Origin of the sequence: Streptoalloteichus tenebrarius, assembly GCF_024171885.1 — a bacterium.
Taxonomy (GTDB): domain Bacteria; phylum Actinomycetota; class Actinomycetes; order Mycobacteriales; family Pseudonocardiaceae; genus Streptoalloteichus; species Streptoalloteichus tenebrarius.
In genome coordinates this window covers 164,718-191,054 of the sequence record NZ_JAMTCP010000002.1, presented here as the reverse complement: position 1 = coordinate 191,054, position 26,337 = coordinate 164,718, and the positions used below count along the sequence as shown (strand labels likewise).

The window sequence follows — 26,337 nt, the reverse complement described above, 5'->3', positions numbered from 1 at the left end:
CGGAAGGGCGGGGCAACCCGACCCGGGACGACAGACCCGAGGGACACCGCAGGCGGGCCGGAGTCACCGGTCCCGGCCGACGGAGGGCATCCGCCCGGAGACCGACCACACCGCCACGGCGTCCCCTCGGGCACCTGTCGGTGCTCGTGGCGCTCGGCGGCGACCGGTTCGCCCACGAACACCCCAACAGTGCAGCGGACGAGGCTTGAGGAGGCGGTCGTGGCCGACACTCGCAGGTTGCCGAAGCCGGTGAGCGACGTCTGGGACTGGCAGCTCCATGCCGCCTGCCGGGGCATGAACAGCGCGCTGTTCTTCCATCCGGAGAAGGAGCGGGGCGCCGCCCGGCGGGCCAGGGAGGAACGGGCCAAGGCGATCTGCCGGAGCTGCCCGGTGATGCGCGAGTGCCGGCAGCACGCGCTGAGCGTGCACGAGACCTACGGCGTCTGGGGCGGGCTCGGCGAGTCGGAGCTGCGCACCATGATCTACGGCACCCGCTGATCCACGAACGCTGGGCGCGCCGGGCCGCCGTCGGGCGGAGGCGCACCGGACACGACGGGCCCGGAACCCACGGTCGTGGGTTCCGGGCCCGTCACCACCCGCTGCGGAGGAGGGTCAGGAGCCGGGCAGGGCCTGGGGAAGCGCGCCGGACAGCGGCGAGGTGACCTGGCCGAGCAGGTCGTTGACCTCGGTGTTGCCCTGGAAGGCGTGGATCGGGATGCCCGGGTCGAGGGTGGGCTTGCGCTTGCCACCGGACCCACCCGACTGGTCGGGCGCGCCCGAGGCGTCAGCCGCGCTGGTCGTGGCCGGGACGCCCTCGCCCTGGGCGCCGTCACCCGGGGTGGAGACGGGAGTCGCGGTCACCGGAACGGGGGTTCCCGCGGGTTCCGGCGCACCGGGGGCCGGAGGGGCCGGAGCCTCCGCCGCGGCCGCCTCGGCCTCCGCGCCGCTCATCTCCTCGACCGACGTGTCGTCGTCCTCGTCCTCGTCGACGACCGGCTGGGGAGCGGGCTTCGGCTTCGGCTTGGGGCCGAGCCCGAGGTTGTTGGGGCTGAGCGGGGTCTTCCCGAGCGCGTCACTCAGCAGCTTGGAGACGGGGTTGGAACCGTTGGTGAGCGCCTGCGTCCCCGGCGCGAGCTTGCCGGCCCTCGGCGTGGGCTCGCCGGACCTGGGCATGGGCTGGTCGCCCGTCGCGAACGACGCCGGGAAGTGGTTCTGGTTCTTGGTGATCGGCATGAGCATGCCGAGGGTGTTGGTCGACTGCTGGGGCCCGTTGACGATGTCCGGAGCCGGCCGGGACAGGCCCCGCAGCGTCTCCTTCCTCAGCAGCGGCTGGAGCACCTCGAGCTCGTCGAGGGTCGGCAGGGTGAGCGGCTTGCTGAACGGCTCGATGGTCTGGCCGTGCACCAGGTCGGCCTCCACGCCGTAGTCGCCGGCCGCCAGGGCCTGCGGGCGCTTGGAGTCGTAGGGCGCGAACTCCAGCTTGGCGAGCCGGTTGGCGCCGTCGATGATGCCGAGGTTCTCCAGGCCGCCGGTCAGCCCGAACTGGGGTCGGCCGGGCTGCGGGGGACGCGAGGTGCGCGCGGAGGGCTCGACGGGCGCGGTGGACGCGGCGGACGCGGCGGGCTCGGAGGCCGTGGGCGCGGGGGTCACGGGCTTGATCGGCGCCTCGGGGATGGCGGAGGCGAGCGGCCGGCGGCCCTGGAGCACGTCGAGCAGCGCCTCCACCTGGCGGAGGTCGGTGAGGGGGCGGTCCTGGTGCATCTCGTGGGCGACGCCGTTGGCGGTGCCGTTGAGGGCCTGGCCGGTCGCGTGGAGCGCGGTGGCGGGGGACTGGGGGCGCTTCTTGAGCTCCTGCGCGAGATGGTTGCTGGCCTGCCCGAGCGTGGTCTCCATCGTGTCGGCGGCGGCCAGACCGGCCTGCACCGGGGCGTTGGGGAGCGTGGCGTGCACGCCGGTGTCGGCGCACGGGATGCGCTTGCTGCCGGGCGACTGCGCGTACGGGCCGTGGCAGGTGTCCAGCGGCAGCTCGACCTTGACCTCTTCGGGGGTGGTCGACACCGGGATCGGGTTGCCGAAGGACTCCGGGGTGGGGTCCTCCTGCGGGCGGGGCTTCGTGGCGCCCTTGTTCGCGCCCTGGGAGCCCTTGGTCGTGTCGGCGGGCTTGGTCGTGTCAGCGGGCTTGGCGGGCTTGGTGGTCTCGGCGGGCTTGGCCCCACCGTTCGGCTTCGTTCCCTTGCTGGGGTTGGTGGCGCCGTCGTCGTCGCCGGCGGGCCGGGCGGCGGGCTTGGCCCCGGTCCCCTTCGCCGGAGCGACGAGCTGGTCGGCGTCGGTCGCCACCGGGTGGCTGGTGGAGTGGGGACGCTCGTGCTCCGGCGCCGCGGACGCCTGCGTCGTCGTCATCGCCGCGACCCCCGCGGCCAGCACCGCCGCGTGCAGGGTGCGCTTCGTCCAGGGACGCAAGATGTGTCTCCTCCGGTCTTGTGGGTGTGGCGCCTCCCCACGGCGCCGGCGTCCGGAGCGGGTGGTCGGGGTGGCCGCTGGCGACCGGGGGCGCGTCGTTCGGCCGACGACGAGCCGAAGATCGCCGCCGGTCGGCTGAGATCCACATCGGGGGCGGGGGCGCGCTTCTTGAGGCCGTGCGACGGGCTCCACCCGTCCCGAGGACCCCACCAAGCCGGACGGCTGACGCCGACGACGCCCCTGGTGAACGCCAGCCGCAGGGCCAGGCCGAGCGACGTCCTCCGGACGGCGGGCGCGACCCCGATCCGGGGACGTCAGGGGTGCGGAAGGCCGATCGGACCGACCACGCTCGGGCGGTGAACACCGGCCCGCCGACCAACGCCCCACGCCTGAGCAGATCGAGGGTCCAGCCGTCAGCCACCCTCGACTCTGGGCACCCGTCGTGCGCCTTCACCCGATTGCTGCGGGTCGTCCGAAAACGGCGAAAGCGGTTTCTGCCGACGGCAGCGAGAAGCGCACTCCCATGGCCACGATCATCTTTCCCCGTCGCGCATGAAAATCCCCACTCATCGCGGGGCACTTGACACGTTGGGCGCTTCGACACCCCGAGAGGATGATCAACCCCGGAGCGCGAGTGCGAGCGCTACTGAGCATGCCGACGCGTACGAGTGCACCCCCACTAATCCGCGAGGTCGGCGGGGCGGAGGTGAGTCGAGGACACCAGGGGGACTGCGAAGGTCGAGAAAACGAGCCCGTGAGCGAGCTACAGCAGCGAATAGCGACCGGGCGACGACGGAACCGATGGGCGACCGCCAAACCTCTGACGGTTTTCCGATTGAAGGTTCTTCTGGTGTCCGTCGTCAGCGCATGCGTCGTTGGTTCACCTCGCGGCGAAAGTCGCATGGGTGCCGGGACAGTCGGGTGAGTGATCGTCGTGCCGGGTGGTCAGGCGGACGGCAATCGGCGCCAGGCTCCGCCGCAGGGAACACGAACCGAGGCCAGGTTCTCCCCCGACTCGACCGTGGGAACGCGACGAGGCCCCCGGGGAGACAAGGGGTGGTGACGGCTCGCGACAGCCGCACACCACGTTTGCCCCAGGAGCCTCGTCGGAAGGCCAACCCGGACCAGAGGACGCCCGGGGAGGCTCGCACCCGAGAACCTCGACAACGTGGAACGGGTGCGGAGCGCCTCCCGGGCGCTCACCCTCGAAGGGTGGTGTCGGGGCTGGTCACTCGCCGCCGTCGCCGCCGGGCGGGAGCGACTCGTAGATGCGCTTGCACTCGGGGCACACGGGCGAGCCGGGCTTGGGCGAGCGGGTCACCGGGAACACCTCGCCGCACAGCGCCACCACGTGCGTGCCCATGACCGCGCTCTCCGCGATCTTGGCCTTGCGCACGTAGTGGAACATCTTCGGGGTGTCGTCCCCGGTCCGGTCGGTGCCCTCGGGACGGGTGTCGACGTCCGGGCGGGTCTGGGTGGCAGTGCTCACGCCATCCATGATGCCTCACGCGGAAGGCGGGTGGTGACGTGCTCCGAGTCGCTGACGAGGTGACGCGGGCCCTGGCCGAGGGCCGGCCGGTGGTGGCGTTGGAGAGCACACTGTTGGCCCACGGCCTGCCGGCCGGCCGCAACCGGGAGGTGGCGGACGAGCTGGAACGGGCGGTGCGCGAGGCGGGCGCGGTGCCGGCGACCATCGCCGTGCTGGACGGCGCACCGCGGGTGGGGCTCTCCGCCGAGGAGCTGGACCGGGTGTGCGACCGGCGCTCGGGGCTGGCCAAGTTGTCGCGTCGGGACCTGGGGCCGGCGTTGGCGCTGGGTCGCAGCGGCGCGACCACGGTGGCCGGCACGGCGGCGCTCGCGCACGCGGCGGGAATCGGCGTCTTCGCCACGGGAGGTCTCGGCGGAGTGCACCGCGACGCCGCGGTGACGTGGGACATCTCGGCCGACCTCGACGTGGTGGCCGACACCCCGGTGCTGGTGGTGTGCTCCGGCGTGAAGTCCGTCCTGGACGTGCCAGCGACGCTCGAGGCGTTGGAGACCCGTTCGGTGCCCGTCCTCGGGTACCGGACCGACCGTTTCCCCGCCTTCTACCTGCGGGATTCCGGTATGGAGGTGCCGTGGAGGGTGGACACCCCCGCGGAGGCCGCCGCGGTGGTGGCGGCGCACCGCTCGTCGGTGCCGGGTTCGGCGGGTGTGCTGCTGGTCAACCCGGTTCCGCCCGAGCACGAGATGGACAGGGCGACACATGACCGCCTGCTCGCCGAGGGCGAGAACGTGGTCAGGGAGCGCGGGGTGCGGGGCAAGGCCGTGACGCCGGTGCTGCTCGCGCACTTCCACGAGCGCAGCGAGGGGGCGAGCTTGGCGGCGAACGTCGCGTTGGTGCTGGCCAACGCCAAGTTGGCGGCCGAGGTCGCCGTGGTGCTGGCCGAGCGCCGCCCCGCGTGAGACCGGGCCACCGGAACAGCGCGGCCCGTCCCCGCCCCGCGCTCCGGGGTGGGGACGGGCCGCCACCGCGTCAGGTGTTGATGACGGGGTGCTCCCGCGCCTCAAGCTGGCGGTCGGACCGCCTGGCCCGGAACCAGCTCGCCTTCTCCGCCTTGCGCGGCGGGCGGTCGTTGGCGATGAGCACCGCCATCCACGGCAGTGGCACGGAGAGCAGGATGAACAACAGCGCCAGCCATGGCACCTGGTAGCTGAGCCCGGCGGCGACCAGGCACGGGAACCGCAGCGACATCATGATCGCGTACTTGCGGCGCCGCGCGGCGTGCTGGTCGTCGTAGGACGGAGCCGCCTCGGTGATGAGGACCGGGTTGTCGTCCCGCTGCGAACCCTTCACGACTCCACCTCCCCTTCCCATGGTCCCACCGGCCGGGCCGGCGGGAAACCCGGCCCCGCCCCTTCGTCCGCGAGATCCTCGTGCTACCCGCCGAGGCCGGACCGGACAGGTCGGGCGGACGAGGCGGAACCGGACAGCCGACGGGGTGGGCCTCAGGCCTTCCCGGCCGCCTTCATCTGCTTCTTGAAGGCGCGGACCTCCTGGAGGGTGCGCTCGTCGACCACGTCGGCGACCGAGCGGCGCGAGCCCTCCTCGCCGTAGGGGCCCGCGGCCTCCCGCCAGCCCGGTGGTCGCACGTCCCGCTGCTTGCCCAGCAGCGCGAGGAAGATCCTCGCCTTCTGCTCGCCGAAGCCCGGCAGGTCCTTCAACCGCCGCAGGACCTCCGGGCCGTCCGGGTCGCCGTCGGTCCACAGCGCCTCGACGCGACCGTCGTAGCGGTCAACCAGGTACCGGCTCAGCGTCTGCAACCGCTTCGCCATCGCCCCGGGGAAGCGGTGGATGGCGGGCGGGCCGGCGCAGGCGGCGGCGAACTCGTCGGGGTCCATCTCCGCGACGCGGTGGACGTCGAGCCCGCCGATCCGGTCGGCCAGCAGCTTCGGGCCCGCGAACGCGCGTTCCATCGGGACCTGTTGATCAAGGAGCATGCCGAAGAGCAACGCCAACGGCTCGCGGGTCAGCAGCTCGTCCGCCTCCCGGTCCTGGGCCAGGCGCAGCGTCCGGGTCATGGGGTCAGGTTCGCACAGGTCGGTCCTCCCCGCGATCCCTTCGACCGGCAGTCTCGTCGCCGGCGAGCGCACCCCTTCACCGATATTTCCTGATTGCCAACACGATTGGACACACTCCTCACGGAACAGCGCCAGGCCAAATATCAGATTCGAGACGTGGCATCACGCAGGTGGTCAACACACCACCCGATTCTGATTTGGCGACGCAGCGCTTTCGATGACACACTCGCTCAATGGATCTGGAAACACTGTCGAAGGTGATGGCGCCAGTTCTGGTGGTCACCGCCGGACTCCTCAAACTTTGGGAGGTACGGGGGGCACGCGCCGCACGGCTCGCCGAAATAAAAACGATCTTCGAGATCGCGAAGGACCTTCCTGAGGTCAGCGCCTCCCGAGCGCACGCGCTGTCCCATGTCGAAGCACGGCTCAAGAAGTACGTCCTCGACGAGCAAACCAAGAGCAGGAACACGTTCGGCATCGTTTTTGCTTCGATCCTGCTCGCCGCCGGCACGTGGTTGGTCTACCTGAGCCTCTCCGGGGGCGGGTGGTACTGGGCGATCGCGGCAGCCCCGCTGGTGCTGTTCGGCGCGGTCGGCCTGAACCAGGACGCGGTGAAGCGGGAGAGGGACACCAGGGGAAGGCCAGTTCACCCAGGGCCAGACGACCGAAAAGCCGAGAAAGGTGACAGGACGAGGCCTGTCAGGCCGGACTCCGCTGAAACGACCGCGCCCTGACGCCCTGAAAGGCCGTCAGGGCGCGGCGTCCGGGTCGTGGGGGGCAGGTGTTCGTACGGCTCGGGCGGGCGCGCCGTCACACGGAGGCGGGATCGGAGACCACCTGGCCGAGCACCCTGCGGAACACCTCCCTGTCGACGGTCACGGGCTCCCGCGACAGCCACTCCCCCACCTGGCGGACGAACCACTCGGGGGTCATGGGCGGGGCGGGGACGTCGGCGGGCTCGTCCGTGGTGACCTCGCCGGCCCGGCTGGGGTAGATCAGCAGGGCGCCGCGCACCTCGACGTCGGGCAACAGCTCCCGGTACCGGGCGACGGCCTCGGGGAGCCGGACACCGCCGCCCCGGAAGAGGTGGCCGTTGCGGTAGAGGGTGCCGTTCTCGTCGGTGCCGTAATGGCCGGGCAACCACGACTTGGACTCGACGAGCACGAGCCGCCGTCCACACAGGACGGCGTGGTCGACGTCGGCGAACACCGAGCCGGGCACGGCGAGGCCGTGGAAGATCCGCGCGCCCGGCAGCCGGGTGAGGTACCGGTCCAGCAGGTCGGCGGTGAGCCGCTCGCCGTACTCGTCCCGTTCACGGCCGGGCTGGCCGTAGACCCGCCGGCCGTCGAACTCGGCGGCGAAGTCGCGGTCGGCGCGGGCGGCGGTGAGGTAGGCGCGGACGAGGCGTTGCACGAGCGCCGCCGCGGCCACCAGCACCAGCAGCCACAGGCCGAGCAGCAGCGGGGTGAGGTCCACCAGGAGGAGGACCGGTAACAAGAGGACAGCCCCGCCCAGGGCCGTCACGAGCGGGGCGTGCCCGGGACCGGTGTACGGCGTGTACCTGATCGGTTCCTCGGGGTTGGTCCGATGCCACCAGGGGATGTCGTCGACGGCCACGTGCGGGGCCTCGGGCACGAAGTCGGGATCGTCGCCGAAGCTCCTGGCACGGGTCGTGCGGCCGGCGCCGCGGGGCCGCGCCCACGAGGTCCGCGCGCGGGGGGCGGCGGGGGTCGGCGGCTCGCCCCGCCGGTCGTCCTCACCCCGGCGGTCGTACTCGGCCCGCAGGACGGGGTCGGTCAGCGTCTCGTACGCCTGCCTGAGCAACCGGAAGGTGCCGGCGGTGCCCCCGGCGTCCGGGTGCATGACCTTGGCCAGGGACCGGTACGCCGACTTGATCTCCGCCGCCGACGCCGCCCGGTCCACGCCGAGCAACTCGTAGTAGTCGACTTCAGGCACGACTCCGCCTACCTCCCGCGCATGCGCGGCAACCATAGGGGGTCGGGGCGAACCGGCGCGGCGCGGGCGGCACATGATCAACGGAGTGCGGGTCCGGTAAACCGGAGGCGTGCGGGCTGGCCGGTCGGCTACGGTCGGCCCCATGGGTCCCATCTTCGGTCCGTTCGCGGTCCTGTACCTCTGACTCCGCGTGGTCGCGGCCTCCTCCCGCGTCGCCGGTCGGTGACGCGAGGCCGCCGTTCCTTCTCCGCTGCCGCAAGCCGGACGCGCGCCCGCGCGTGAACGCCGACGTGGACGGACGTCGCGCTCCTCCGGCCCTGTCGGCGTGCGGACTTCCCAACCACGCGAATCGTGACCACGAGGTTCAACCATGTCTCACATCAACGGGACGTCTCACATCAGCGGGACCGCTCCGGCGCACGTCCTCGTCTCGACCGTCCCGGCGCACGGGCACGTCAACCCGATGCTCGGCATCGTCAGCGAGCTGGTCGCCAGGGGCCACCGGGTCAGTTACACCGTCACCGAGGAGTTCGCGCCCCGGGTGGCGGCGGCCGGCGCGACGCCGGTGGTCTATCGCTCGATCCTGCCGTCGGGTCCGCAGGCGGAATGGCCGGAGAACCTCCAGGAGGGGCAGTTGCTCATCCTGCGGGACGCGGAGAACGCGCTGCCGCAGTTCGAGGCGGCGTTCCGCGACGACCGGCCGGACATCGTCCTGTCCGAGGATCCCACGGTCGCCGCCCGGCTGCTGGCGGAGCGGTGGGGTGTTCCCGCCATCCACATGTGGGAGTACCTCGCCATGAACGAGCACTGGTCGATGCACGAGGAGATGGACCCGATCGACGAACCGGCCTTCGGCCAGTACATGTCGCGGATCTCCGCACTTCTGTCCTCACTGGACATTCAACGCACTCCGCAGGAGCACTTCGGACACGTGCTGAACGGCGGTATCGTCCTCGTGCCCCGGGCCTTCCAGTACCGGGGCGAGACCTTCTCCGAGGAGTTCGCGTTCGTCGGCCCGTGTCTGGGCGACCGGGGTTTCCAGGGCGAGTGGCACGCGCCGGAGGACGGCCGGCCGGTGGTGCTGGTGTCGCTGGGGTCGGCCTACAACGAGCGGCCGGAGTTCTACCGGACGTGCTTCGAGGTGTTCGGCGACCTGCCGTGGCACGCGGTGCTGTCGGTGGGGCACCGGATGGACCCGGCGCTGCTCGGTCCGGCTCCGGCGAATGTCGAGGTGCACGCCCACGTGCCGCAGCTCGCCGTGCTCTCCGAGGCCAGCCTGTTTGTGACGCACGCGGGCATGGGCAGCACGATGGAGGCGCTGTACCACGGCGTCCCGATGGTGGCGATCCCGCAGATGGCGGAGCAGAGGGTCAACGCGAAGCGCGTCGAGCAGCTCGGTGTCGGACGGGTGCTGCGGCCCGAGGACGTGACCGTCGCGTCGCTGCGCGAAGCGGTGTTGACGGTCGCGGCGAACGGCCCGGTGCGTGAACGCGCGTGGGCGCTGCGCCAGGAGACCAGGGCGGCCGGAGGCGCTTCCGCCGCCGTGGACGTGATCGAGGCGCGGTTGGCCTCGGCCCGCTGCGGGCGGTGACGGAAGGGGTGGGGGCGGTGTTCGCCGCCCCCACCCCCTTTGTCCTTTGTGGACAAACAGACCCTCGGTGGCGCCAGGACGGCGTCATTTCCGTTGGTACGCCCGGAGGTTCCGAATCAACAGGTGGCAGTCGCGGAGCGCTCCGGTGGGGTCCTCGACCGAGCGGTAGATGCCCCACTTCGGCCGGACCCGGTCGCCGATCCACAGGTCCACGCCGGTCTTCCGCGCGTCGAGCACCGTGCGCCCGCCGTCCCGGACGATCCACCGCACCTCCCCGTCGGGGGCGTCGCCGATGCGCAGCTCGAACTCGGTGTCGATCCACTTGTCCTGCAACGGCGCCAGGTCGGTCGCGCCCACGAGGGTGTTGCTCTCGAAGACCTTCATCTCGATCTTCGGTACGCCGCTGTGCTGGCGCAGCGACATGACCAGGATCGGAGAGGTCCCCTGCCCCGGCTTCTTCATCTGCATGACGTGGGTGAAGGTCTTGGTGGCGCGCAGGGTGTTCGGGATGAACATCGAGTAGCTGAACCGCCAGGTCTCCCCGCGCAGCATGGCGAGGTCCACGCCGCCGGCGCGCATGCCCTTCACCTCCTGCCGCTGCCGGTCGGCGCCGTCGCGGTCCTGGGTGTGCATGTCGAAGCGGTAGCTGTCGCCCCGCACCGTGATGTGCCGGACCCCGGGGTGCGAGTTGGCCCTGTCGTCCTCGACGCCCTCGAAGGCGTCGAGCCCGTCCCTGGCCGGGTCGGGCTTCCAACGCAGCACCCAGGTCGGGGCCGCGGCGTCGGCGGTGGCCCGCAGGAACGGCAGGGCCACCACGCCGCCGAGCGCGGAGGTGAGCAGGGCGCGGCGGCCCAGCCCGCCGGAGGATCGTGCCGTCACAGTCGTCTCCAGTTCCTGGTCCGGTCCGGTGCGAGGGGTCGTGTGCGGTACGGGTTTGGGCAGGAAACTTTCCTAACAGCGACGCTGATCAGACCAGCGGTCGCCGGCGGGTGTCAACGGCTCCGGCGGGCCCTCCCCGAACGGCCGAGCTGACACCGCGAGCGCGCGCACCGCGTGTGAGGATCACGGCATGCTGCCCCAACTCACCGGTGAGCGATGCGACCGGTTGCGTGACGCGTTCGAGAACACCGGCTACCACGCGGACGGCGTGCTGGCCCTGCTCGGCCAGGGGACCCAGGCCGCGCTCGGCCGGGGAGAGCCCGAGCCGGTCCGCAGGGCCACCCGCGACGCGGGCGCGCTCGGCACCCTCGTGCGCCTGTTCCTGCTCGGCGACACCGAGCCGGAGAGCGCGGTGCGCGCCGCGTTGGTCCCGCTCGACATCGACGACGCCGTGAGCGCCGGACTGCTGGTGCCCGCGAACGGCGGCCTGCGCGCCGGCCTGGACGTGCGGCCGTACGGCGACGACGACGGCTCGTGGTGGGTCGTGTCGGACCTGGACAGCGAGGTGCGGGGTGGCCCCGTGCCCGCCGAGCACGTGCTGGGCATCGGGCAGGCGTCGCTGAGCCTGGTCAGGGCGACCGCGCGCCGCCCCGTCGGGACGCTGCTCGACCTCGGCACCGGGTGCGGCGTGCAGGCGCTGCACGCGACGCGCCACGCCGGCCGGGTCACCGCGACGGACGTGTCCGAGCGCGCGCTCACGCTGGCCGCCGCGACGTTCCGCCTGAACCGGCTGGACGTGGAGCTGGTGCGGGGCGAATGGTTCGACCCGGTCAGGGGCCGGCGGTTCGACCAGGTCGTGTGCAATCCGCCGTTCGTGGTGGGTCCCGCGCGGGTGGACTACGTCTACCGCGACTCCGGGCTCGGCGGCGACGACGCGAGCGCGCTGGTGGTGCGGCAGCTCCCCTCCTTCCTCAACGAGGGCGGCCACGGTCAGCTCCTCGCGTCCTGGCTGCACGTGGACGGGCAGGACTGGGGCGAGCGGGTCGCGTCGTGGGTGCCTGAGGGCGTGGACGCCTGGTTCGTGCAGCGGGACGTGGCCGACCCCGCGCTCTACGTGGGCACGTGGCTGCGGGACGCCGGCGTGGACCCCCGGTCGCCGGAGGGCGCGGCGAAGACCGCGGCGTGGCTGGACTGGTTCGCCGAGCACGACGTGGAGGGCGTCGGGTTCGGGTTCGTCACGCTGCGCAGGACGGGTGGCGCGGCCGGCGAGGTGCTCTGCGAGGACCTGCGGCACGCGTTCGACGACCCGCTGGGCGCGGAGACCGCGGCGTGGCTGGACCGCGTGAGCTGGCTGCGGGAGCACCCCGGGGACGGCGACCTGCTGGCCGCGCGGTTCGCGGTGCCGCCGACGGTCGTGCTGGAGCAGGTGTCGGGACCGGCCGAGGACGGCTGGTCGCCGCTCGTGCGCCGCCTGCACCGCATGGACGGGCCGGGCTGGCAGCAGGAGGTGGACGAGCTGGCGGCGGCGCTGCTGGCGGGGTGTCGGGGCGCGCTCCCCCTCGGCGATCTCGTGGGGCTGCTGGCGGTGGCCCACGACCAGCCGGTGGACGCGCTCGCGGCCGCGGCGGCCTCGGTCGTCCGGGACCTCGTGCGGCACGGGATGCTCGTGCCGGCGGAGTGGCTGGGTGACACCCCGGCGAGCGGTTCGGTGAGCGGCCCGGCGGGCGCTCCGGCGGAGGGCGCGCGGTGAGGGCGGTGGTCACCCGCGTCACGCGGGCGAGGGTGACGGTCGGCGACGAGGTGGTCGGCGCGCTCGACGAACCGGGCCTTCTCATTCTTCTGGGTGTCACCCACTCGGACACCATGGAAAACGCCAACACCATGGCGCGCAAGGTGCACGAATTGCGGGTACTCCGGGACGAGGGTTCGTGCGCCACCACGGGAGCGCCGTTGTTGGTGGTGAGTCAGTTCACTCTGTACGGAGACGCGCGGAAGGGCCGTCGTCCATCGTGGACGGCGGCCGCCCGCCCCGAGGAGGCAGAACCGCTGGTCGAGGCCGTGGTGGCGGAGCTGCGGCGGCGCGGAGCGCGCGTGGAGACCGGGCGGTTCGGCGCGATGATGGCGGTGGAGAGCGTGAACGACGGGCCGTTCACGGTGTTGCTGGAGGTCTGAGCGGGAGCGGGCGGACTCTCAGGTTTTCTTCAGCTTTGGCGGGCAACCCGTGTGATGGCTGCGACGTCCTGCAAACAGAGACTCGGGAACGAAACCGCGATCGCGGTCGTTCCCCCTGATGACCAGCCGAACAGCGTTGAGCGTCGCCACGAAGCTCACCGCGCAGCGTAGCGCCGGTGTGCGACGCCCGCTCGCACACCAGCCGCCCGCACTCGGGGAGGGAGCTCGATGACCGTCCCGCACACCGCCTTCGACCCGGACTACCCCGCCGCCGAGGTCGACCTCGACGCCCAGGGACCCGCCGCCGACCTCGTGCGGGTGTACCTCAACGGCATCGGCCGCACCAAGCTGCTGACCGCCGAGGAGGAGGTCGAGCTCGCCAAGCGGATCGAGGCGGGTGTGTTCGCCCAGCACATGCTGGAGACCGCGCGCAGACTGCCGCCGAAGCGGCAGGCCGAGCTGGAGGAGCTCGTGCGGGACGGTCGGGTCGTCGGGTCGCGAAGAACCACCTGCTGGAGGCCAACCTCCGGCTCGTGGTCAGCCTCGCCAAGCGCTACACCGGCCGCGGCATGCCCCTGCTGGACCTGATCCAGGAGGGCAACCTCGGCCTGATCCGCGCGGTCGAGAAGTTCGACTACACCAAGGGCTACAAGTTCTCCACCTACGCCACCTGGTGGATCCGCCAGGCGATCACCAGGGGCATGGCGGACCAGGGTCGCACGATCCGGCTGCCGGTCCACCTCGTGGAGCAGGTGAACAAGCTCGCCCGCATCAAGCGGGAGCTGCACCAGCAGCTCGGCCGCGAGGCCACCCACGAGGAGCTGGCCAAGGAGTCGGGCATCCCGGTGGAGAAGGTCTCCGACCTGCTCGACCACGCCAGGGACCCGGTGAGCCTGGACATGCCGGTCGGCGCCGAGGAGGACGCCCCACTGGGCGACTTCATCGAGGACGCCGAGGCGACCGACGCCGAGAACGCGGTGATCTCCGGGCTGTTGCAGGACGACCTGCGCCGCGTGCTGGCCACGCTCGACGAGCGCGAGCAGCACGTGATCCGGATGCGCTACGGCCTCGACGACGGCCAGCCCAAGACGCTGGACCAGATCGGCAAGCGGTTCGGCCTGTCCCGCGAACGGGTGCGTCAGATCGAGCGCGAGGTCATGGCCAAGCTGCGCCAGGGCGACCGCGCCGAGCGGCTCCGCGCGTACGCGAGCTGACCGGTCGGCGAACTCACCCGAACGGCCGCGTTGACTTGTGACTGCGGTCACGGCAGGTTGGCCTGGAAGACAGACGACGCGGCGCGGGCGGCGGTTCATCACGTTCCGTGGTCGCTTTCCCCGGGAGGTCGGGACGGTCGGGGGCCGGCCCGGCCTTCCGACTTTCTCGGGGTCGAGCCCCGGGCGGCGCGACCGGGGCAACCCGGTGACCGCGCCGTCCGGGGCTCGCCCACTCCCGGTCCCGCTTCCTGTCCCGGGTGGGAAGGGCGGGGCTGGGTCTCAGGACGGGACTGGGCCTCAGGACGGGGTTGGGCCTCAGCCCAGGAATCGAGCCGTCCAGCGGTCCAGGTCCGCCTCGTCGGCGCCGTGCTCCACCAGCCAGCCCCGCACGCCACCCGGGTGCTCGTCGACGTGGTCGAGCACGACCTCGATCGCGGCGGCCGGCGCGGACATCAGCTCGCGCACCGCCTGCGGGTCGACACCTGGCGGGAGCATCGGGTTCCCGATCATCCGCCGCATCACGCCCGGCATGTTCGCGTCGGTGAGCACGTAGTCCGCGATGACGGCGTCCCGCCGGACACCGACGGTGCGCAACAACAACGCCACGGCGACGCCGGTGCGGTCCTTGCCCGCCGAACAGTGCACGAGGCTCGGTCCCTCGGCGGCGGCCAGGATGCCCAGCACCTTCGCCAGGTCGGCCCCGCACTCGCTCAGCAGATGGGTGTAGATCGCGGTCAACGAGGGCACCGTCACCGGGGTCGGCTGCGGGGCCGCCGCGAGGTCGTCGAGCAGGGGGACACGGTGGACGCGCACCGGGTCCCGCTCCAGCGGGTGGGGGACGCCGTCGTACTCCACCCGGGCGCGCAGGTCCACGACGACGCGTGGCGGCCACACCGGCAGGTGCTCGGGCGCGACGTCGCCGGCGTGCGGCGCGTCACCGCGGTAGAGCACGCCGGGTCGGGTGCGCCGGCCGTCCTCGGTCGGCAGGCCGCCGAGGTCGCGCAGGTTCACCATGCGGTCGGGTCGCTGGACGGGTTGGGCGTCGGTCGCGGTCATGCTGGCCTTCCTGAACGGGCGGTTTCCTCGACGCCGCGACGATATCCGCGTGCCTTCCGGCCGGGATTCCGGTTTGCTAGCCAGGGGCCGTGTGCCGCACGACAGGGGGATCAGCGTGGGCAGCTACGTCGCCGTCAGGGGCTGGCTCGAGTGTGACGACCGCCAACTCGACCGGATCAGGCAGATCGTCGCGTCCGGGAGGGGCGGGCGGAACGGCGCGGGCTGGGCGTTCCCCGACGTGTCCGGCGGGTGGACCAACTACGCGTTCTTCGGGGCCGACATCCTGGACACCGACGTCGCGTCGTTCCTCGACCAGCTCAGGGCCATCGCCGCCGCGCCGGCCCGGCTCCCCGGCGAGGCCGGCCATCCCGCAGGCACCGACGAGGACGACGTCGATGACCTTGAGGACCTCGACGTCCTTGACGACCTCGACGACGACGAGGACGAGGACGAGGATCTCGACCACGACGTGCTGGACGACGAGGTCGCGGCGATCGACCACGTGGTGATCGACGCCGACGAGATCGACCTCGTCACGATCGACGACGACGCCGACGACGGCCCCCTCGACGACGACCACGAGGACGGCGACCACGAGGACGGCGACCCGGTGGTCGGGTTCTTCCTCGCCACACCCGAGGACGACGTGACCGGGGCCGTGGAGTGGCGGGTCAGGGACGGGCGCGTGGAGACGGTGCCGGCCGGGGAGCGCTTCCGGTACCTGGACGAGTAGCCCGACGCGGATCACACCCGGAGGCGGCCGGTCGAATCGGGAGGCCGAGGTACGGTCCGCTGGTACCCGAACGCGCGCAAGGGAGCCCGCGACGTGACCGCCACCACCACGACGTTCCAGTACACCGACGTGCTGCCGCTCGGCCAGGACCAGACCGAGTACCGGCTCGTGACCACCGAGGGCCTGCGCCTGGTCGAGGCGGCGGGGCGCCGCTTCCTGGAGGTGGAGCCGGAGGTGCTCTCCCTGCTGGCCAGGGAGGCGGTCCGGGACATCCAGCACCTGCTGCGGCCCTCGCACCTGGCGCAGCTCCGGGCGATCGTGGACGACCCCGAGGCCAGCCCGAACGACCGCTTCGTGGCGATGGACCTGCTGCGCAACGCCTGCATCTCCGCCGGCGGCGTCCTGCCGATGTGCCAGGACACCGGCACGGCGATCGTGATCGGCAAGCGCACGGAGACGGTGCTCACCGGCGGCGCCGACGAGGAGGCGCTGTCCCGGGGCGTGTTCGACGCCTACCAGCAGCTCAACCTGCGGTACTCGCAGATGGCCCCGGTGACGTTCTGGGAGGAGCGCAACACCGGCACCAACCTGCCGGCCCAGGTGGAGCTGTACAGCGCGCCCGGCACGACGCCCAAGTACGAGTTCCTGTTCATGGCCAAGGGCGGCGGCAGCGCCAACAAGACGTTCCTGTACCAGGAGACCAAGGCGCTGCTGAACCCGACGCGGCTGGCCCGGTTCCTGGACGAGAAGCTGCGCAGCCTGGGCACGGCCGCGTGCCCGCCCTACCACCTGGCGATCGTCGTGGGCGGCCTGTCGGCCGAACAGAACCTCAAGGTCGCCAAGCTCGCCTCCGCGCGGTACCTGGACACGCTGCCCACCGAGGGCTCGCCGCTGGGACACGCGTTCCGTGACCTCGACCTGGAACAGCAGGTCCTGGAGATGACGCGGCAGTTCGGCATCGGCGCCCAGTTCGGCGGCAAGTACTTCTGCCACGACGTGCGCGTGATCCGCCTGCCCCGGCACGGCGCGTCCTGCCCGGTCGGCGTCGCGGTGTCCTGCTCGGCCGACCGGCAGGCCAAGGCGAAGATCACCCCGGACGGCGTGTTCCTGGAGCAGCTCGAGCGCGACCCCGCCCGGTTCCTGCCGGAGGTGCGGGACGACCAGCTCTCCGACGAGGTCGTGCGGATCGACCTGACCCGGCCCATGGCGGAGATCAGGGAGACGCTGTCCCGGCTCCCGGTGAAGACCCGCGTGTCGCTGACCGGCCCGCTGGTGGTGGCCAGGGACATCGCCCACGCCAAGATCAAGGAGCGGCTGGACGCGGGCGAGCCGATGCCGCGGTACATGAAGGACCACCCGGTGTACTACGCCGGCCCGGCCAAGACGCCGGAGGGCTTCGCCTCCGGCTCGTTCGGCCCGACCACCGCCGGCCGGATGGACTCCTACGTCGAGCAGTTCCAGGCGGCCGGCGGGTCGATGGTGATGCTGGCCAAGGGCAACCGGTCGCGGCAGGTCACCGAGGCGTGCCAGCGGCACGGCGGCTTCTACCTCGGCTCGATCGGCGGCCCGGCGGCCCGCCTCGCCCAGGACTGCATCAGGAAGGTGGAGGTCCTGGAGTACCCGGAGCTGGGCATGGAGGCGGTCTGGAAGATCGAGGTCGAGGACTTCCCCGCCTTCGTGGTCGTCGACGACAAGGGCAACGACTTCTTCGCCGGCACCAGCCAGCCGACGCTCCAGATCTCGTTCCGCCGCTGAGGGGGTGACGCCCCGGTGGCGCGAGGGCGGGCCACCGGGGCGTCCTCGCCACGGAGGAGGGACCGGAGGAGGGCCCGCGGTCCCACAGCCGTGGCTCCTCCCGTCCGCGCCCTGCTCGCGGCCGGGTGGGCCTAGTTGTTGTCGACGCGTTGCTGGAGCAACACGACCTGGCGGTCACCGAGCGGGGCGTCCAGCGTCACGGTCCGCGGCGGGTACCGCAGGTCCATGGTGCAGGGCCCGCTGGTGGGCACGGTCTCCGTGAACAGGATGCGCACCCGCTGCGGGGTCTGCTCGGTGACCTTGGCGTCCACCCTGCCACAACCACCCTCCTGGCCGTAGGCTCCGAGGGTTTTTCCGTCCTCGCCCTCCAGCCAGACCAGCCGCGGGTACCCGTCGGGCAGGGCGCTGGCGTCGACCCGGTCCTGGGGCAGGGCCCGGCCGCCGCCGGGCGGCTTCGGGGTCGGCACGTCCGCGTCGGGGGGTTCGGAGGTCGCGCTCGTCGACGACGAGCCACCGGCCGGCGGCGCGCCGAACCCGATCTCTGGTCGCTGTTCGCCGCAGGCGCCCACGAGCACCAACGCGGCGCTGACACTCACCGCACTCGCTAGCCGTCTCATGCCAGGGGGACGGGAGCGTCCCCCGACGAGGTTGCATGGCGGCGGGCGAAGGACCGGTCTTCGGGGGCCGCCCTCGGTCTCGCCCCTGGACAGGTGTCGCCCTGTCAGGTGCGTCTGGTCGGGTGAGGCCAGGGTCAAGCCCCCTGCCGGCCCCGTCAGTCGATCACGCCCCTCGCTCGTGGTGGGGGTGCCTTCTGGCGCGCGTGTGGGCGGAACTGTCTCCGCACATCGCCGGGAGCTTGCGAGACACCTCATGTCCATAGTGGACAGCCTCGATCGGGGAGCCTCCCGAGGTCGTCACCGCGCATTGCCCGGCGGGGGTGCTGGACCGGTGGAGGCAGGTGCTCGTGCGTCATCGGCGGGTCGGGAACCAGTCAGAGGCCGCCTTCATGGACCGGGCGCAGAAGCAGGGCTGGGCCTGGCAGCGGATCGCCGACGCGCTGGAGCTTCCCTCGGCTGATGCGGCGGAGGAGCGGAGCGAGACGCTCGCCTTGGAGCTCTCGCGCGCTCATCCGGACAACAATGCCCGGCCCTCTCTGCCCTGAACCGGGTGGCGGCTCGCTCGACCAGCGGATTTCGGTCGACAGCGCGCCTACGCTGGGTGACATGGCGATCGAGACCATCCCTGGTGAGCACGTGGACATCCGGCTGTGGACCCGCGCCGGTGACGTCGAGTCCCAGGCGATGCAGCAGCTCCGCAACATCGCGGCGTTGCCGTGGGTGGTCAAGCACGTCGCCGTCATGCCGGACGTGCACTACGGCAAGGGCGCGACGGTCGGCTCGGTCATCGCGATGCGGGACGCCGTGTCCCCGGCCGCGGTCGGGGTCGACATCGGGTGCGGAATGAGCGCGGTGCGCACGTCGCTGCGGGCGGAGGACCTGCCGGACGACCTGCGGCGGCTGCGTTCCTCCGTGGAGAGGGCGGTGCCGGTGGGCTTCGGCCAGCACAGGGCGACCGCGTTCGACCAGCGGGACGCCGCGGACTGGGACCAGTTCTGGTCCCGGTTCGGGGAGCTGACCGACCGCGTCCAGAACGAGCGGAGCCGCGCCCTGCACCAGATGGGCACCCTCGGCGGCGGCAACCACTTCATCGAGATCTGCCTGGACGAGCACGGCCAGGTGTGGGTGATGCTCCACTCCGGGTCGCGGGGCATCGGGAACCTGCTCGCGCAGTACCACATGGAGGTCGCGCGCGGGCTGGCGCACAACGCGGAGCTGCCCGACCCGGACCTGGCGGTGTTCCTCGCGAACACCCCGCAGATGGCGGCCTACCGGCACGACCTGTACTGGGCGCAGGAGTACGCCCGGCGCAACCGGTCGGTCATGATGCGGCTGATCTGCGACGTGCTGCGCCGGCACTTCCCGCAGGTGCGGTTCGAGGAGCCCATTTCCTGCCACCACAACTACGTGGCGGAGGAGGTGCACTACGGCGAGGAGCTGCTGGTCACCCGGAAGGGCGCGATCCGCGCGGGTTGGGGCGAGCTGGGCATCATCCCGGGCTCGATGGGCACCGGCTCGTACATCGTGCGCGGGCTGGGCAACCCGGAGTCGTTCTGCTCCGCCTCGCACGGGGCGGGCCGGCGCATGTCGCGCAACGCCGCGCGGAAGCGGTTCACCGCCGAGGACCTCGCCCGGCAGACCGCGGGCGTCGAGTGCCGCAAGGACGCCGGGGTGGTGGACGAGATCCCCGCGGCGTACAAGGACCTGGAGCAGGTCATCGCGAACCAGTCCGACCTGGTCGAGGTCGTCGCGAAGCTGCGCCAGATCATCTGTGTGAAGGGCTGACGGGACGCTCCCGGGTCCCCCTCGGCAGGGGGACCCGGGAGCGTCGGGGCCTCAGTGGGCGGCGGGATCCGCCGGGCGGGTGAAGAGGATGTGCGGGCCGCCGTAGTAGGTGCCCCGCGACTCGGGCACGAACCCGAGTCGACGGGCGATGCGGACCGAGGGCTCGTTCTCCTCGTGCACCAGCGCGATCACCTGGTCCAGCCCCACCGTGCGGTAGGCGTGGTCGAGCACGGCACGGGCCGCCTCGGTGGCCAGGCCCAGCCCCTGGTGCTTCCGCAGCAGGTACCAGCCCATCTCCACCCGCCCGTCGCCCGTCTCCGGGCAGGGGCGCAGGTCGCCGTGGCCGACGAACTCACCGGTCTCCCGGTCCTCCCACGAGTAGGAGCCCATGCCCTCCGGGTTGTCCGCCGTCAGCAGCTCCTCGACGTGGTCGCGCACCAGCTCCCGGGTCACGGGGAAGGGCAGGAACCGGGCGGCGTCCGGGTCGCTCAGCAGCTCGTGGAGCGGGTCGACGTCGGCGCGGGTGAGCGGGCGCAGGCGGAGACGGGGTGTCAGGAGTTCAGGGACGGACATTGGGCGACGCTAACCATTCCTCGGCGGCGGGGCCGAACGAATAACGCTCACCGCTCCGCCGCCCTGCCCTTCGCGAGGCCCAGGGTGAGCAGGCCCACGAGCGTGAGGCCGAGCAGCACCACGGTGCTGGCCGCCGCGAGGAACACCTCGCCCCGGTCGGCCTGGGCGAACACCGAGACCGGCAGCGTGCGCCAGTCCGGCGGGTAGAGCATGACCGTGGCCCCGACCTCCCCCATGGACAACGCGAGGGAGAGGCTGGCCGAGGCGGACAGCGCGGGCGCCAGCAGCGGCAGCCGCACCCGCCACAGCACCAGGGCGGGCGGCGCGCCGAGGCTCGCGGCCACCTCGGCCAACGCGGGGTCGGCCCGGTCGAGCGCGCCGGACACCACGCCGTAGCCGAACGGGAGCACGATCACCAGGTGGGCCACCAGCACGATCCACCGCGTGCCGTTGAGCGCCAGCGGGGGCTGGCTGAACGCCACCAGCAGCGACAGGCCCACGACGACCGACGGCACCGCCACCGGCAGGTGCAGCAGCGTGTCGACGACGCGTCGGACCGGGCGGGGCGCGGACCGCACGGCCAGCGCCGCCCAGGTGCCGACCAGGACCGCCGCCAGGGAGGCGACGAGGCCGGTCTGCACGCTGACCAGGGCGCTGGCCAGCGCGTCGCCGCTGGCCGCGTCCGCGAGGTGTCGGGCGGTGTACTCGGCGGGCAGCACGCCGTTCCACGTCCCGGCGACGGCGGCCAGACCCACCATCGCCAGCGGGGCGGCGATGACCACGCCGAACAGCACGCCGAACGCGAGCCACAGCAGGAACCGGCTACGCCGGGTTCGGAACAGCACCGCGCCTCCCCTCCCCCGACCGGCCCGCGCCCAGGACGCGGAAGACCCACCGATGGGCCGCGTAGAGCGCCACGGACAGCAGGACGTTGACCACGGCGACCACGCAGGCCGCCGGGTAGTCGAAGGTCACGATTCCCTTGGTGTGGACGAGCATCGGCAGCGTGATCACGTCCTTGGCCCCGACGAACAGCACGATGCCGAACTCGTTCATGGTCAGCAGCAGGGTCAGGCAGGCGCCGGAGGCCAGCGCGGGCCACGCCTCCGGCAGGGCCACCCGCCACAGCACCAGGGCCGGCCGGGCGCCGAGGCTCGCCGCCACGTCGAGCTGCGCCGAGGGCACCTGGGCGAACGCGGCGAGCACGGGACGCATCACGAACGGCGTGTAGAAGGTGACCTCGGCGAGCAGCACGCCCCACGGGCCGTAGAGGAAGTCGACGGGGCCGCCGCCCTGACCGCCGAGCGCGGCGTTGAGGACGCCGGCGCTGCCGTAGAGGAACGTGAAGGCCAGCGCGATGAGGAACGAGGGGAAGGCGAGGACCGCGTCGACGATCCGGGAGACGACGCGGGCCCCGGGGAACGGGGCGAACGCGAGCACCAGGGCCAGGAACGTGCCGAGGAGCACGCATCCCGCGGTCGCGCCGAGCGAGAGCAGCACGGTGCGGCCCAGGGCGGCGGTGAACTCCGGCGAGGTCACGACCTGCTGCCACACGGCGAGGCTGACCTCGCCCGAGCGGGTCACGAACGACTGGCGGAGCACCAACGCGAGCGGGTAGCAGAAGAACCCGAGGACGACGACCAGCGGTGGCAGCAGCCACAGCACGGACGCCCAGCGTCGGCGGACGCGGGTGGGGCGGGTGACGGCGGGCACGGACGCGGCGACGGCGGTCATCCACCCGCTCCCGTCGTCACCAGCGGACAACCGTCCGGGATGGACACTCCAACGCGGGCGCCCACCGGGGGTAGACCGTCCACAGAGGACACCTCAGCGCGCAGCGGGGTGCCGCCGTCCAGCTCCAGGTCGAGCCGGAAGCCCGTTCCCCGCCACTGCACGGCGAGCAGCCGGGCGGGCATGCCGCCGTCAGTGCGCACCTCGACCCGGTGCGGCCGGACGCCCAGCGCGGCGCGTGCGCCGGCGGCCACCGGCCCGCCCGTCGGCTCGGCGCGGAACTCGGCCCCGGCGAGCCGCACCGTCGCCGGACCGTCGCCGGGGGCGGCGACCACCTCGACCGGCAGCAGGTTCGCCGCGCCCAGGAAGGAGGCGGTGAACTCGGTGCGGGGCCGGTGGTAGAGCTGGTCGGTCGGCCCGACCTCGACCAGCCGGGCGTCGCGCATCACGGCGATCCGGTCGGCCAGGGCGAGCGCCTCCCCCTGGTCGTGGGTCACGTAGACCAGGGCGGTGTCGGGCAGTTCCCCGCGCAGCCGCAGCAGCTCGGCCAGCATCTCCTCGCGCAGGGCGGCGTCGAGCGCCGACAGCGGCTCGTCCAGCAACAACACCGGTGGGCGGATCGCCAGTGCCCTGGCGATCGCGACGCGCTGCTGTTGGCCGCCGGACAGCTCGCGCGGGAACCGCCGTCGGTAGTCGGCCATGCCGACCATCGACAGCACCTCCGACACCCGCTCCTCCACCTGTCGCCGGGGCATGCGGCGGGCGCGGAGGCCGAACGCGACGTTGTCGGCGACGCGCATGTGGGGGAACAGCGCGTAGTTCTGCACCACGACGCCGAGACCGCGCCGGTGCGGCGGCAGGTCCGTGACGTCCTCGCCGGACAGCAGCACGCGACCGGTGTGCGGGCGCACGAACCCCGCCACCGCCTTCAGTGCCGTGGACTTGCCCGAGCCCGAGGGGCCGAGCAGGGCGAGCGCCTCACCGCGCCCCACCGTCAGGTCCAGCTCCCGCAGCGCCACCGTCCGTCCGAAGTGGACGGAGACGCCGCGCAGCTCCACCGCTGGCGCGCTCACCGGCCCACCGCCTTGGCGTACGCGGCGAGGTCGGCGTCGAGCCGGGCGAGTACCCGGTCCCAGTCCGGCTCCCAGATCTCCACGTCGCGCAGCACGTCGTCGAGCTGACGGGCGATCTCGCCGTCCGCCGTGACGTCCGTGCGGGCGGGCCGGCCGTACGCCTCGGGCACGGTCTTCTGGGCCTCCGCGGAGAACAGGAAGTCCAGCAGCTTCCGCGCGTTGTCCCCGTGGGGCGCGTTCCGCGCGAGCCCCGCGACGTAGGGCAGCGCGAAGGTGGAGCGCCTGCCGGACGCGTCCGACGGGAAGAAGATCCGGAAGTTCGACCGGTCCCTGGTGATCGTGGCCAGGTTCATCTGCACGTCCCCGTTGGCCACCAGGATCTCGCCCTTGGCGACCTTCGGCTGGAGCTTGCCGGTGGACGAGGACGGGCCGACGTTGTTCGCCTCCAGCCTCGCCAGGTAGTCCAGCGCGCCCTGCTCGCCGAGCACGTGCTGGAGCTGGAGCAGCACCGCCGTCCCGTCCCCCGCCTGGCCCGGGGTGGAGTACTGGATCTTCTTCTGGAAGCGGGGGTCGAGCAGGTCGTCCCAGGTGCGGGGAGCCGGGTTCGCCAGCTCGGGGTTGTAGATGAAACCCAGATAGTTGTTGATCAGGGGGGCGTACCGGCCACTCGGGTCCCGCGCCGGGACGTGCTCGGTCCCGGGGGCGCGGTACTCGGCCAGCAGGTCCTGCTGGGCGGCGCGCTGGACGAACGGCGGCAACGTGACGACCACGTCGGCCTGCGGGTTGCCCCGCTCCTTCTCCAGTCGGGAGACGACCTCGCCGGAGCCGGCCTCCACGACCTGCACGCTGATGCCCGTGCGGTCCCGGAACTCGGCGAACCGCTTGCCGTACCAGTCGGCCAGGCCGTCGGCGGTGTAGAGCACGACCTTCCGGTCGTCTCCGCCGTCGCCGCCGCCGGTGCCCCCGCAGGCGGCGACCAGCGAGACGACGGCGGCGAGGGCGGCGGCGACGGCGATGCGCGACCAACGTCGCATGGGGGTCCTTTCCGCGCGGGACAGTCGGATCTGTCGGTTCTGCTCGGTGCTGGTGGCTTGGCTGGTGTTCTGGCCGATGTCGCTGACCCGCCGGCCGGGCCAGGTCGGCCCGGCCCGTCGGCGGGGTTCGTCAGCGGTCCGGTCAGCGGTGCTCGGACAGGCCGGGCAGGTCCAGCAGCTCGCGGACCGAGGGCAGGACGTGGGTGGCGCCGGCCTCGGTCAGCTCGGGCGCGGTGCCCGCGCCGGTCAGCACCCCGGCCACGACCGACGCGCCGGCGCGACGCGCGGTGAGGATGTCCGAGGGCGTGTCGCCGGCGACGGCGACGGCGCGCACGTCGCTGACGCCCAGCCGCAGCACGGCCGTCAGCACCATGTCCGGGTACGGGCGGCCCCGGCCGGCGTCGGCGGGAGTGAGCGCGAGGTCCACCAGGTCCGCCCAGCCCAGCGCCGCGAGGATCGCGTCCTGGGTGGGGCGGGCGAAGCCCGTCGTGAACGCGACCTTCCTCCCCCGGCGCCGCAGCTCGCGGATCGTCTCGGCCGCGCCGGGGACCTCCGCGCAGTGGCCCTCCGCCACGAGTTCGGCGTAGGCGGTCTCGAACTCGGCGTTGGCGCGCTGGGCGGAGTCCTCGTCCGGCAGCACCGCGCGGAACACGTCGATCTTGGACTGTCCCATGGTGCGGCGGACGTGCTCCAGCCCCGCGTCGAGGTCGGCCGCGCCGGCGGCGGTCAGCGCGCGGGTGGCGGCGCGTTCCACCAGGCCGCCGTCCAGCACGGTGGTGCCGGCCATGTCCAGCACGACCAGCTCGATGAGTGAGGTGCTCACAGTCCGATCTCCTCGACGGTGCGTTCGGCGATGGCGGGGGAACAGGTCATGCCGCGCCCACCCGGGCCAGTGACCAACCAGGCGTTGTCCGCGACGCGCTGCCGGTGCACGACCTGGCCGGTGTCCCGGCACTGCGCGTAGACCCCGGCCCAGCGGCGGCGCACCGGGGGCAGCGGGCGGCCGAGGATCGCCTCGGCGACCTGCCGGAGGTGCTGGTAGGGCTCCTCGACCACGTCGAACGGGAACGGCTCGTCGTAGCCGTGGGTGTCGCCGACGGTCAGGCCGCCGTCGGCGCGCTGGACCATGAGGAGCTGCATGGCGTGCTCGGCCGCGACGGCCGGCTGGGGCTGGTTCGCGTTGAGGGCGTCCAGCTCGACGCCCCGGTAGGCCGGGTAGTACCGGAGGCTGTCGCCGTCGGCGACCGAGGTGGTCAGGGGCTCGTCGAGCGGCTCGGTCTGCATCATCTGGAGGCGGACGCGGCGCACCGGCACCGGGCCGGCGATCTCCCGGACGAGACCGGACAGGGCCGCGCCGGTGCACAAGAGGACGACGTCGGCGTGGTGGTGGTCGCCGTGGTCGTCCCGGACGCCCCTGGCGTCGACCTCGCGCACCTCACGTCCCGGAAGCCAGGTGTAGCGGCCCGTCGCGGCCAGATGCGCCCGCAGCGCCGGCTGCGCGACGCGCGGCTCCACCGCGGCGTCCCGTTCGCACCAGAGCGCGCCGAGGAACGCGCCGCGCAGGGCGGGATTGACGGTCCGCGCCTCGGCGGGGTCGACCAGTCTCGTGCCGCGGGCCGCCGCGTCCGGCCCGGCGGCGAACACCTCGGCCACCGCCAGCTCCGCCTCGGTCCGGAGCACGGTCAGCGAACCGTTCGCCCGGAAGCCGAGTCCGGGGACGCGCTCGCCGAGCCCGGCCCACAGCTCGCGGGCCCGCAGCGCCGTCTCCAGCTCCTCGCCGTCCGCGCGCCCGCTGACCCAGACGAGACCGAAGTTGCGCACGGACGCGCCCCGTGCCTCGGGCTCGCGTTCCAGATGGATCACCTCGTGGCCGCGGAGCACCGCCTGCCAGGCGTGCATGGTGCCGAGGACACCGCCGCCCACTACTGCTACTCGCACGCCGGGAACGGTCGTCGGCCACGGCGACCGCCCCGTGTCCCCCGACCGAACGCCAGGTGAACCGGCGCGAAAAGTTGGACTAGATGAGTTATCCATTCGTGACAATCTACGTGACCAAGGTCTCTTAGTACTCATTAGGTCAATGTTGAGATAGTGAACGTCGTACGACGCGTCATCGCGACAGGACCACAGCCACCACCTGGGGAGAC

25 protein-coding genes and 1 pseudogene are annotated in these 26,337 nt (G+C 72.5%); 11 read left to right on the top strand and 15 right to left on the bottom strand.

The window, feature by feature from the left end; genetic code table 11:
* The first annotated feature begins 219 nt into the window (after window positions 1-219).
* Window positions 220-498, top strand: coding sequence for a WhiB family transcriptional regulator (locus LX15_RS02610; protein WP_253667819.1), 279 nt, complete (start codon window positions 220-222; stop codon window positions 496-498).
* A 114-nt stretch (window positions 499-612) separates the two neighbouring features.
* On the opposite strand, the gene LX15_RS32150 is transcribed toward LX15_RS02610, so the two are convergent.
* Both LX15_RS32150 and LX15_RS02600 read right to left on the bottom strand, forming a co-directional pair.
* The gene (locus LX15_RS32150) at window positions 613-2,460 is read right to left on the bottom strand and encodes a hypothetical protein (protein WP_301303870.1); all 1,848 of its coding nucleotides are present in this window, start codon (window positions 2,458-2,460) and stop codon (window positions 613-615) included.
* Between the two features lie 1,228 nt (window positions 2,461-3,688).
* On the bottom strand, window positions 3,689-3,958 hold the full coding sequence (locus LX15_RS02600; protein WP_253667818.1) for a DUF3039 domain-containing protein: 270 nt from the start codon (window positions 3,956-3,958) through the stop codon (window positions 3,689-3,691).
* 29 nt (window positions 3,959-3,987) lie between these two features.
* Here LX15_RS02600 and LX15_RS02595 point away from each other — a divergent pair, with 29 nt between their 5' ends.
* On the top strand, window positions 3,988-4,905 hold the full coding sequence (locus LX15_RS02595; RefSeq protein ID WP_253667817.1) for a pseudouridine-5'-phosphate glycosidase: 918 nt from the start codon (window positions 3,988-3,990) through the stop codon (window positions 4,903-4,905).
* A 70-nt stretch (window positions 4,906-4,975) separates the two neighbouring features.
* Here the strand turns inward: LX15_RS02595 and LX15_RS02590 are convergent, their stop codons facing one another.
* Window positions 4,976-5,317 carry a DUF3099 domain-containing protein gene (locus LX15_RS02590; protein WP_372502148.1) on the bottom strand — a complete coding sequence of 114 codons (342 nt, stop codon included), beginning with the start codon at window positions 5,315-5,317 and terminating at the stop codon, window positions 4,976-4,978.
* A 131-nt stretch (window positions 5,318-5,448) separates the two neighbouring features.
* Window positions 5,449-6,021, bottom strand: a complete 573-nt coding sequence (locus tag LX15_RS02585; RefSeq protein ID WP_253667815.1) for an HhH-GPD-type base excision DNA repair protein — start codon at window positions 6,019-6,021, stop codon at window positions 5,449-5,451.
* Window positions 6,022-6,254: 233 nt separating this feature from the next.
* On the opposite strand from LX15_RS02585, the gene LX15_RS02580 reads away from it, so the two are divergent.
* Window positions 6,255-6,755, top strand: a complete 501-nt coding sequence (locus LX15_RS02580; protein WP_253667814.1) for a hypothetical protein — start codon at window positions 6,255-6,257, stop codon at window positions 6,753-6,755.
* 76 nt (window positions 6,756-6,831) lie between these two features.
* On the opposite strand, the gene LX15_RS02575 is transcribed toward LX15_RS02580, so the two are convergent.
* Complete coding sequence (locus tag LX15_RS02575; RefSeq protein WP_253667813.1) at window positions 6,832-7,977, bottom strand: J domain-containing protein; 1,146 nt, start codon at window positions 7,975-7,977, stop codon at window positions 6,832-6,834.
* 370 nt (window positions 7,978-8,347) lie between these two features.
* Between LX15_RS02575 and LX15_RS02570 the strand changes: the two genes are divergently transcribed.
* A complete protein-coding gene (locus LX15_RS02570) occupies window positions 8,348-9,568 on the top strand; it encodes a macrolide family glycosyltransferase (RefSeq protein ID WP_253667812.1) in 1,221 nt (406 codons plus the stop codon).
* Window positions 9,569-9,652: 84 nt separating this feature from the next.
* Here LX15_RS02570 and LX15_RS02565 read toward each other — a convergent pair whose 3' ends face one another.
* Entirely contained in the window at window positions 9,653-10,447 is a 795-nt protein-coding gene (locus tag LX15_RS02565; protein ID WP_253667811.1) for a polysaccharide lyase, read from the bottom strand.
* Window positions 10,448-10,637: 190 nt separating this feature from the next.
* Here LX15_RS02565 and LX15_RS02560 point away from each other — a divergent pair, with 190 nt between their 5' ends.
* The 3 genes and pseudogenes from LX15_RS02560 to LX15_RS02550 all read left to right on the top strand — a co-directional run bounded on the left by LX15_RS02560 (window position 10,638) and on the right by LX15_RS02550 (window position 13,833).
* A complete protein-coding gene (locus LX15_RS02560) occupies window positions 10,638-12,197 on the top strand; it encodes a DUF7782 domain-containing protein (RefSeq protein ID WP_253667810.1) in 1,560 nt (519 codons plus the stop codon).
* Window positions 12,194-12,619: a D-aminoacyl-tRNA deacylase gene (gene dtd / locus LX15_RS02555; protein WP_253667809.1), complete on the top strand. Its 426-nt coding sequence runs from the start codon at window positions 12,194-12,196 to the stop codon at window positions 12,617-12,619. The genes LX15_RS02560 and dtd overlap by 4 nt, the downstream gene beginning before the upstream one ends.
* A gap of 228 nt (window positions 12,620-12,847) precedes the next feature.
* Window positions 12,848-13,833 (top strand): annotated as a pseudogene (locus LX15_RS02550) (sigma-70 family RNA polymerase sigma factor).
* 315 nt (window positions 13,834-14,148) lie between these two features.
* Here LX15_RS02550 and LX15_RS02545 read toward each other — a convergent pair.
* The gene (locus LX15_RS02545) at window positions 14,149-14,889 is read right to left on the bottom strand and encodes a tyrosine-protein phosphatase (protein WP_253667808.1); all 741 of its coding nucleotides are present in this window, start codon (window positions 14,887-14,889) and stop codon (window positions 14,149-14,151) included.
* Between the two features lie 91 nt (window positions 14,890-14,980).
* On the opposite strand from LX15_RS02545, the gene LX15_RS02540 reads away from it, so the two are divergent.
* A complete protein-coding gene (locus tag LX15_RS02540) occupies window positions 14,981-15,622 on the top strand; it encodes a hypothetical protein (RefSeq protein WP_253667807.1) in 642 nt (213 codons plus the stop codon).
* Window positions 15,623-15,715: 93 nt separating this feature from the next.
* Window positions 15,716-17,377 (top strand): fumarate hydratase, encoded by a 1,662-nt coding sequence (locus tag LX15_RS02535; RefSeq protein ID WP_253667806.1) that lies wholly within the window; start codon window positions 15,716-15,718, stop codon window positions 17,375-17,377.
* A gap of 131 nt (window positions 17,378-17,508) precedes the next feature.
* On the opposite strand, the gene LX15_RS02530 is transcribed toward LX15_RS02535, so the two are convergent.
* The gene (locus LX15_RS02530; RefSeq protein ID WP_253667805.1) at window positions 17,509-17,973 is read right to left on the bottom strand and encodes a hypothetical protein; all 465 of its coding nucleotides are present in this window, start codon (window positions 17,971-17,973) and stop codon (window positions 17,509-17,511) included.
* 362 nt (window positions 17,974-18,335) lie between these two features.
* Here LX15_RS02530 and LX15_RS02525 point away from each other — a divergent pair, with 362 nt between their 5' ends.
* On the top strand, window positions 18,336-18,539 hold the full coding sequence (locus LX15_RS02525) for a hypothetical protein (RefSeq protein WP_253667804.1): 204 nt from the start codon (window positions 18,336-18,338) through the stop codon (window positions 18,537-18,539).
* Between the two features lie 61 nt (window positions 18,540-18,600).
* Window positions 18,601-19,779, top strand: coding sequence for an RtcB family protein (locus LX15_RS02520; protein ID WP_253667803.1), 1,179 nt, complete (start codon window positions 18,601-18,603; stop codon window positions 19,777-19,779).
* 51 nt (window positions 19,780-19,830) lie between these two features.
* Here the strand turns inward: LX15_RS02520 and LX15_RS02515 are convergent, their stop codons facing one another.
* From LX15_RS02515 to LX15_RS02485, 7 genes are all read right to left on the bottom strand, one after another.
* The gene (locus LX15_RS02515) at window positions 19,831-20,352 is read right to left on the bottom strand and encodes a GNAT family N-acetyltransferase (protein ID WP_253667802.1); all 522 of its coding nucleotides are present in this window, start codon (window positions 20,350-20,352) and stop codon (window positions 19,831-19,833) included.
* A gap of 47 nt (window positions 20,353-20,399) precedes the next feature.
* A complete protein-coding gene (locus tag LX15_RS02510; protein WP_253667801.1) occupies window positions 20,400-21,197 on the bottom strand; it encodes an ABC transporter permease in 798 nt (265 codons plus the stop codon).
* Window positions 21,175-22,086, bottom strand: coding sequence for a 2-aminoethylphosphonate ABC transporter permease subunit (locus LX15_RS02505; RefSeq protein ID WP_253667800.1), 912 nt, complete (start codon window positions 22,084-22,086; stop codon window positions 21,175-21,177). The genes LX15_RS02510 and LX15_RS02505 overlap by 23 nt, the downstream gene beginning before the upstream one ends.
* Window positions 22,083-23,156, bottom strand: coding sequence for an ABC transporter ATP-binding protein (locus LX15_RS02500; RefSeq protein ID WP_253667799.1), 1,074 nt, complete (start codon window positions 23,154-23,156; stop codon window positions 22,083-22,085). The genes LX15_RS02505 and LX15_RS02500 overlap by 4 nt, the downstream gene beginning before the upstream one ends.
* Complete coding sequence (locus LX15_RS02495; protein ID WP_253667798.1) at window positions 23,153-24,190, bottom strand: 2-aminoethylphosphonate ABC transporter substrate-binding protein; 1,038 nt, start codon at window positions 24,188-24,190, stop codon at window positions 23,153-23,155. Before LX15_RS02495 ends, LX15_RS02500 begins: the two co-directional genes overlap by 4 nt.
* 142 nt (window positions 24,191-24,332) lie before the next feature.
* Complete coding sequence (locus LX15_RS02490) at window positions 24,333-25,013, bottom strand: phosphonatase-like hydrolase (RefSeq protein ID WP_308213392.1); 681 nt, start codon at window positions 25,011-25,013, stop codon at window positions 24,333-24,335.
* Window positions 25,010-26,128, bottom strand: a complete 1,119-nt coding sequence (locus tag LX15_RS02485) for a TIGR03364 family FAD-dependent oxidoreductase (RefSeq protein WP_253667797.1) — start codon at window positions 26,126-26,128, stop codon at window positions 25,010-25,012. The genes LX15_RS02490 and LX15_RS02485 overlap by 4 nt, the downstream gene beginning before the upstream one ends.
* Between the last annotated feature and the right edge of the window lie 209 nt (window positions 26,129-26,337).

Coding starts and splice junctions, on each gene's coding strand:
- LX15_RS02560 (WP_253667810.1), top strand. CDS start 10,638: ATGCTGCCCCAACTCACCGGTGAGCGATGCGACCGGTTGCGTGACGCG.
- LX15_RS02505 (WP_253667800.1), bottom strand. CDS start 22,086: ATGACCGCCGTCGCCGCGTCCGTGCCCGCCGTCACCCGCCCCACCCGC.
- LX15_RS02520 (WP_253667803.1), top strand. CDS start 18,601: ATGGCGATCGAGACCATCCCTGGTGAGCACGTGGACATCCGGCTGTGG.
- LX15_RS02545 (WP_253667808.1), bottom strand. CDS start 14,889: ATGACCGCGACCGACGCCCAACCCGTCCAGCGACCCGACCGCATGGTG.
- LX15_RS02515 (WP_253667802.1), bottom strand. CDS start 20,352: ATGTCCGTCCCTGAACTCCTGACACCCCGTCTCCGCCTGCGCCCGCTC.
- LX15_RS02580 (WP_253667814.1), top strand. CDS start 6,255: ATGGATCTGGAAACACTGTCGAAGGTGATGGCGCCAGTTCTGGTGGTC.
- LX15_RS02495 (WP_253667798.1), bottom strand. CDS start 24,190: ATGCGACGTTGGTCGCGCATCGCCGTCGCCGCCGCCCTCGCCGCCGTC.
- LX15_RS02590 (WP_372502148.1), bottom strand. CDS start 5,317: ATGGGAAGGGGAGGTGGAGTCGTGAAGGGTTCGCAGCGGGACGACAAC.
- LX15_RS02600 (WP_253667818.1), bottom strand. CDS start 3,958: ATGGATGGCGTGAGCACTGCCACCCAGACCCGCCCGGACGTCGACACC.
- LX15_RS02570 (WP_253667812.1), top strand. CDS start 8,348: ATGTCTCACATCAACGGGACGTCTCACATCAGCGGGACCGCTCCGGCG.
- LX15_RS02585 (WP_253667815.1), bottom strand. CDS start 6,021: ATGACCCGGACGCTGCGCCTGGCCCAGGACCGGGAGGCGGACGAGCTG.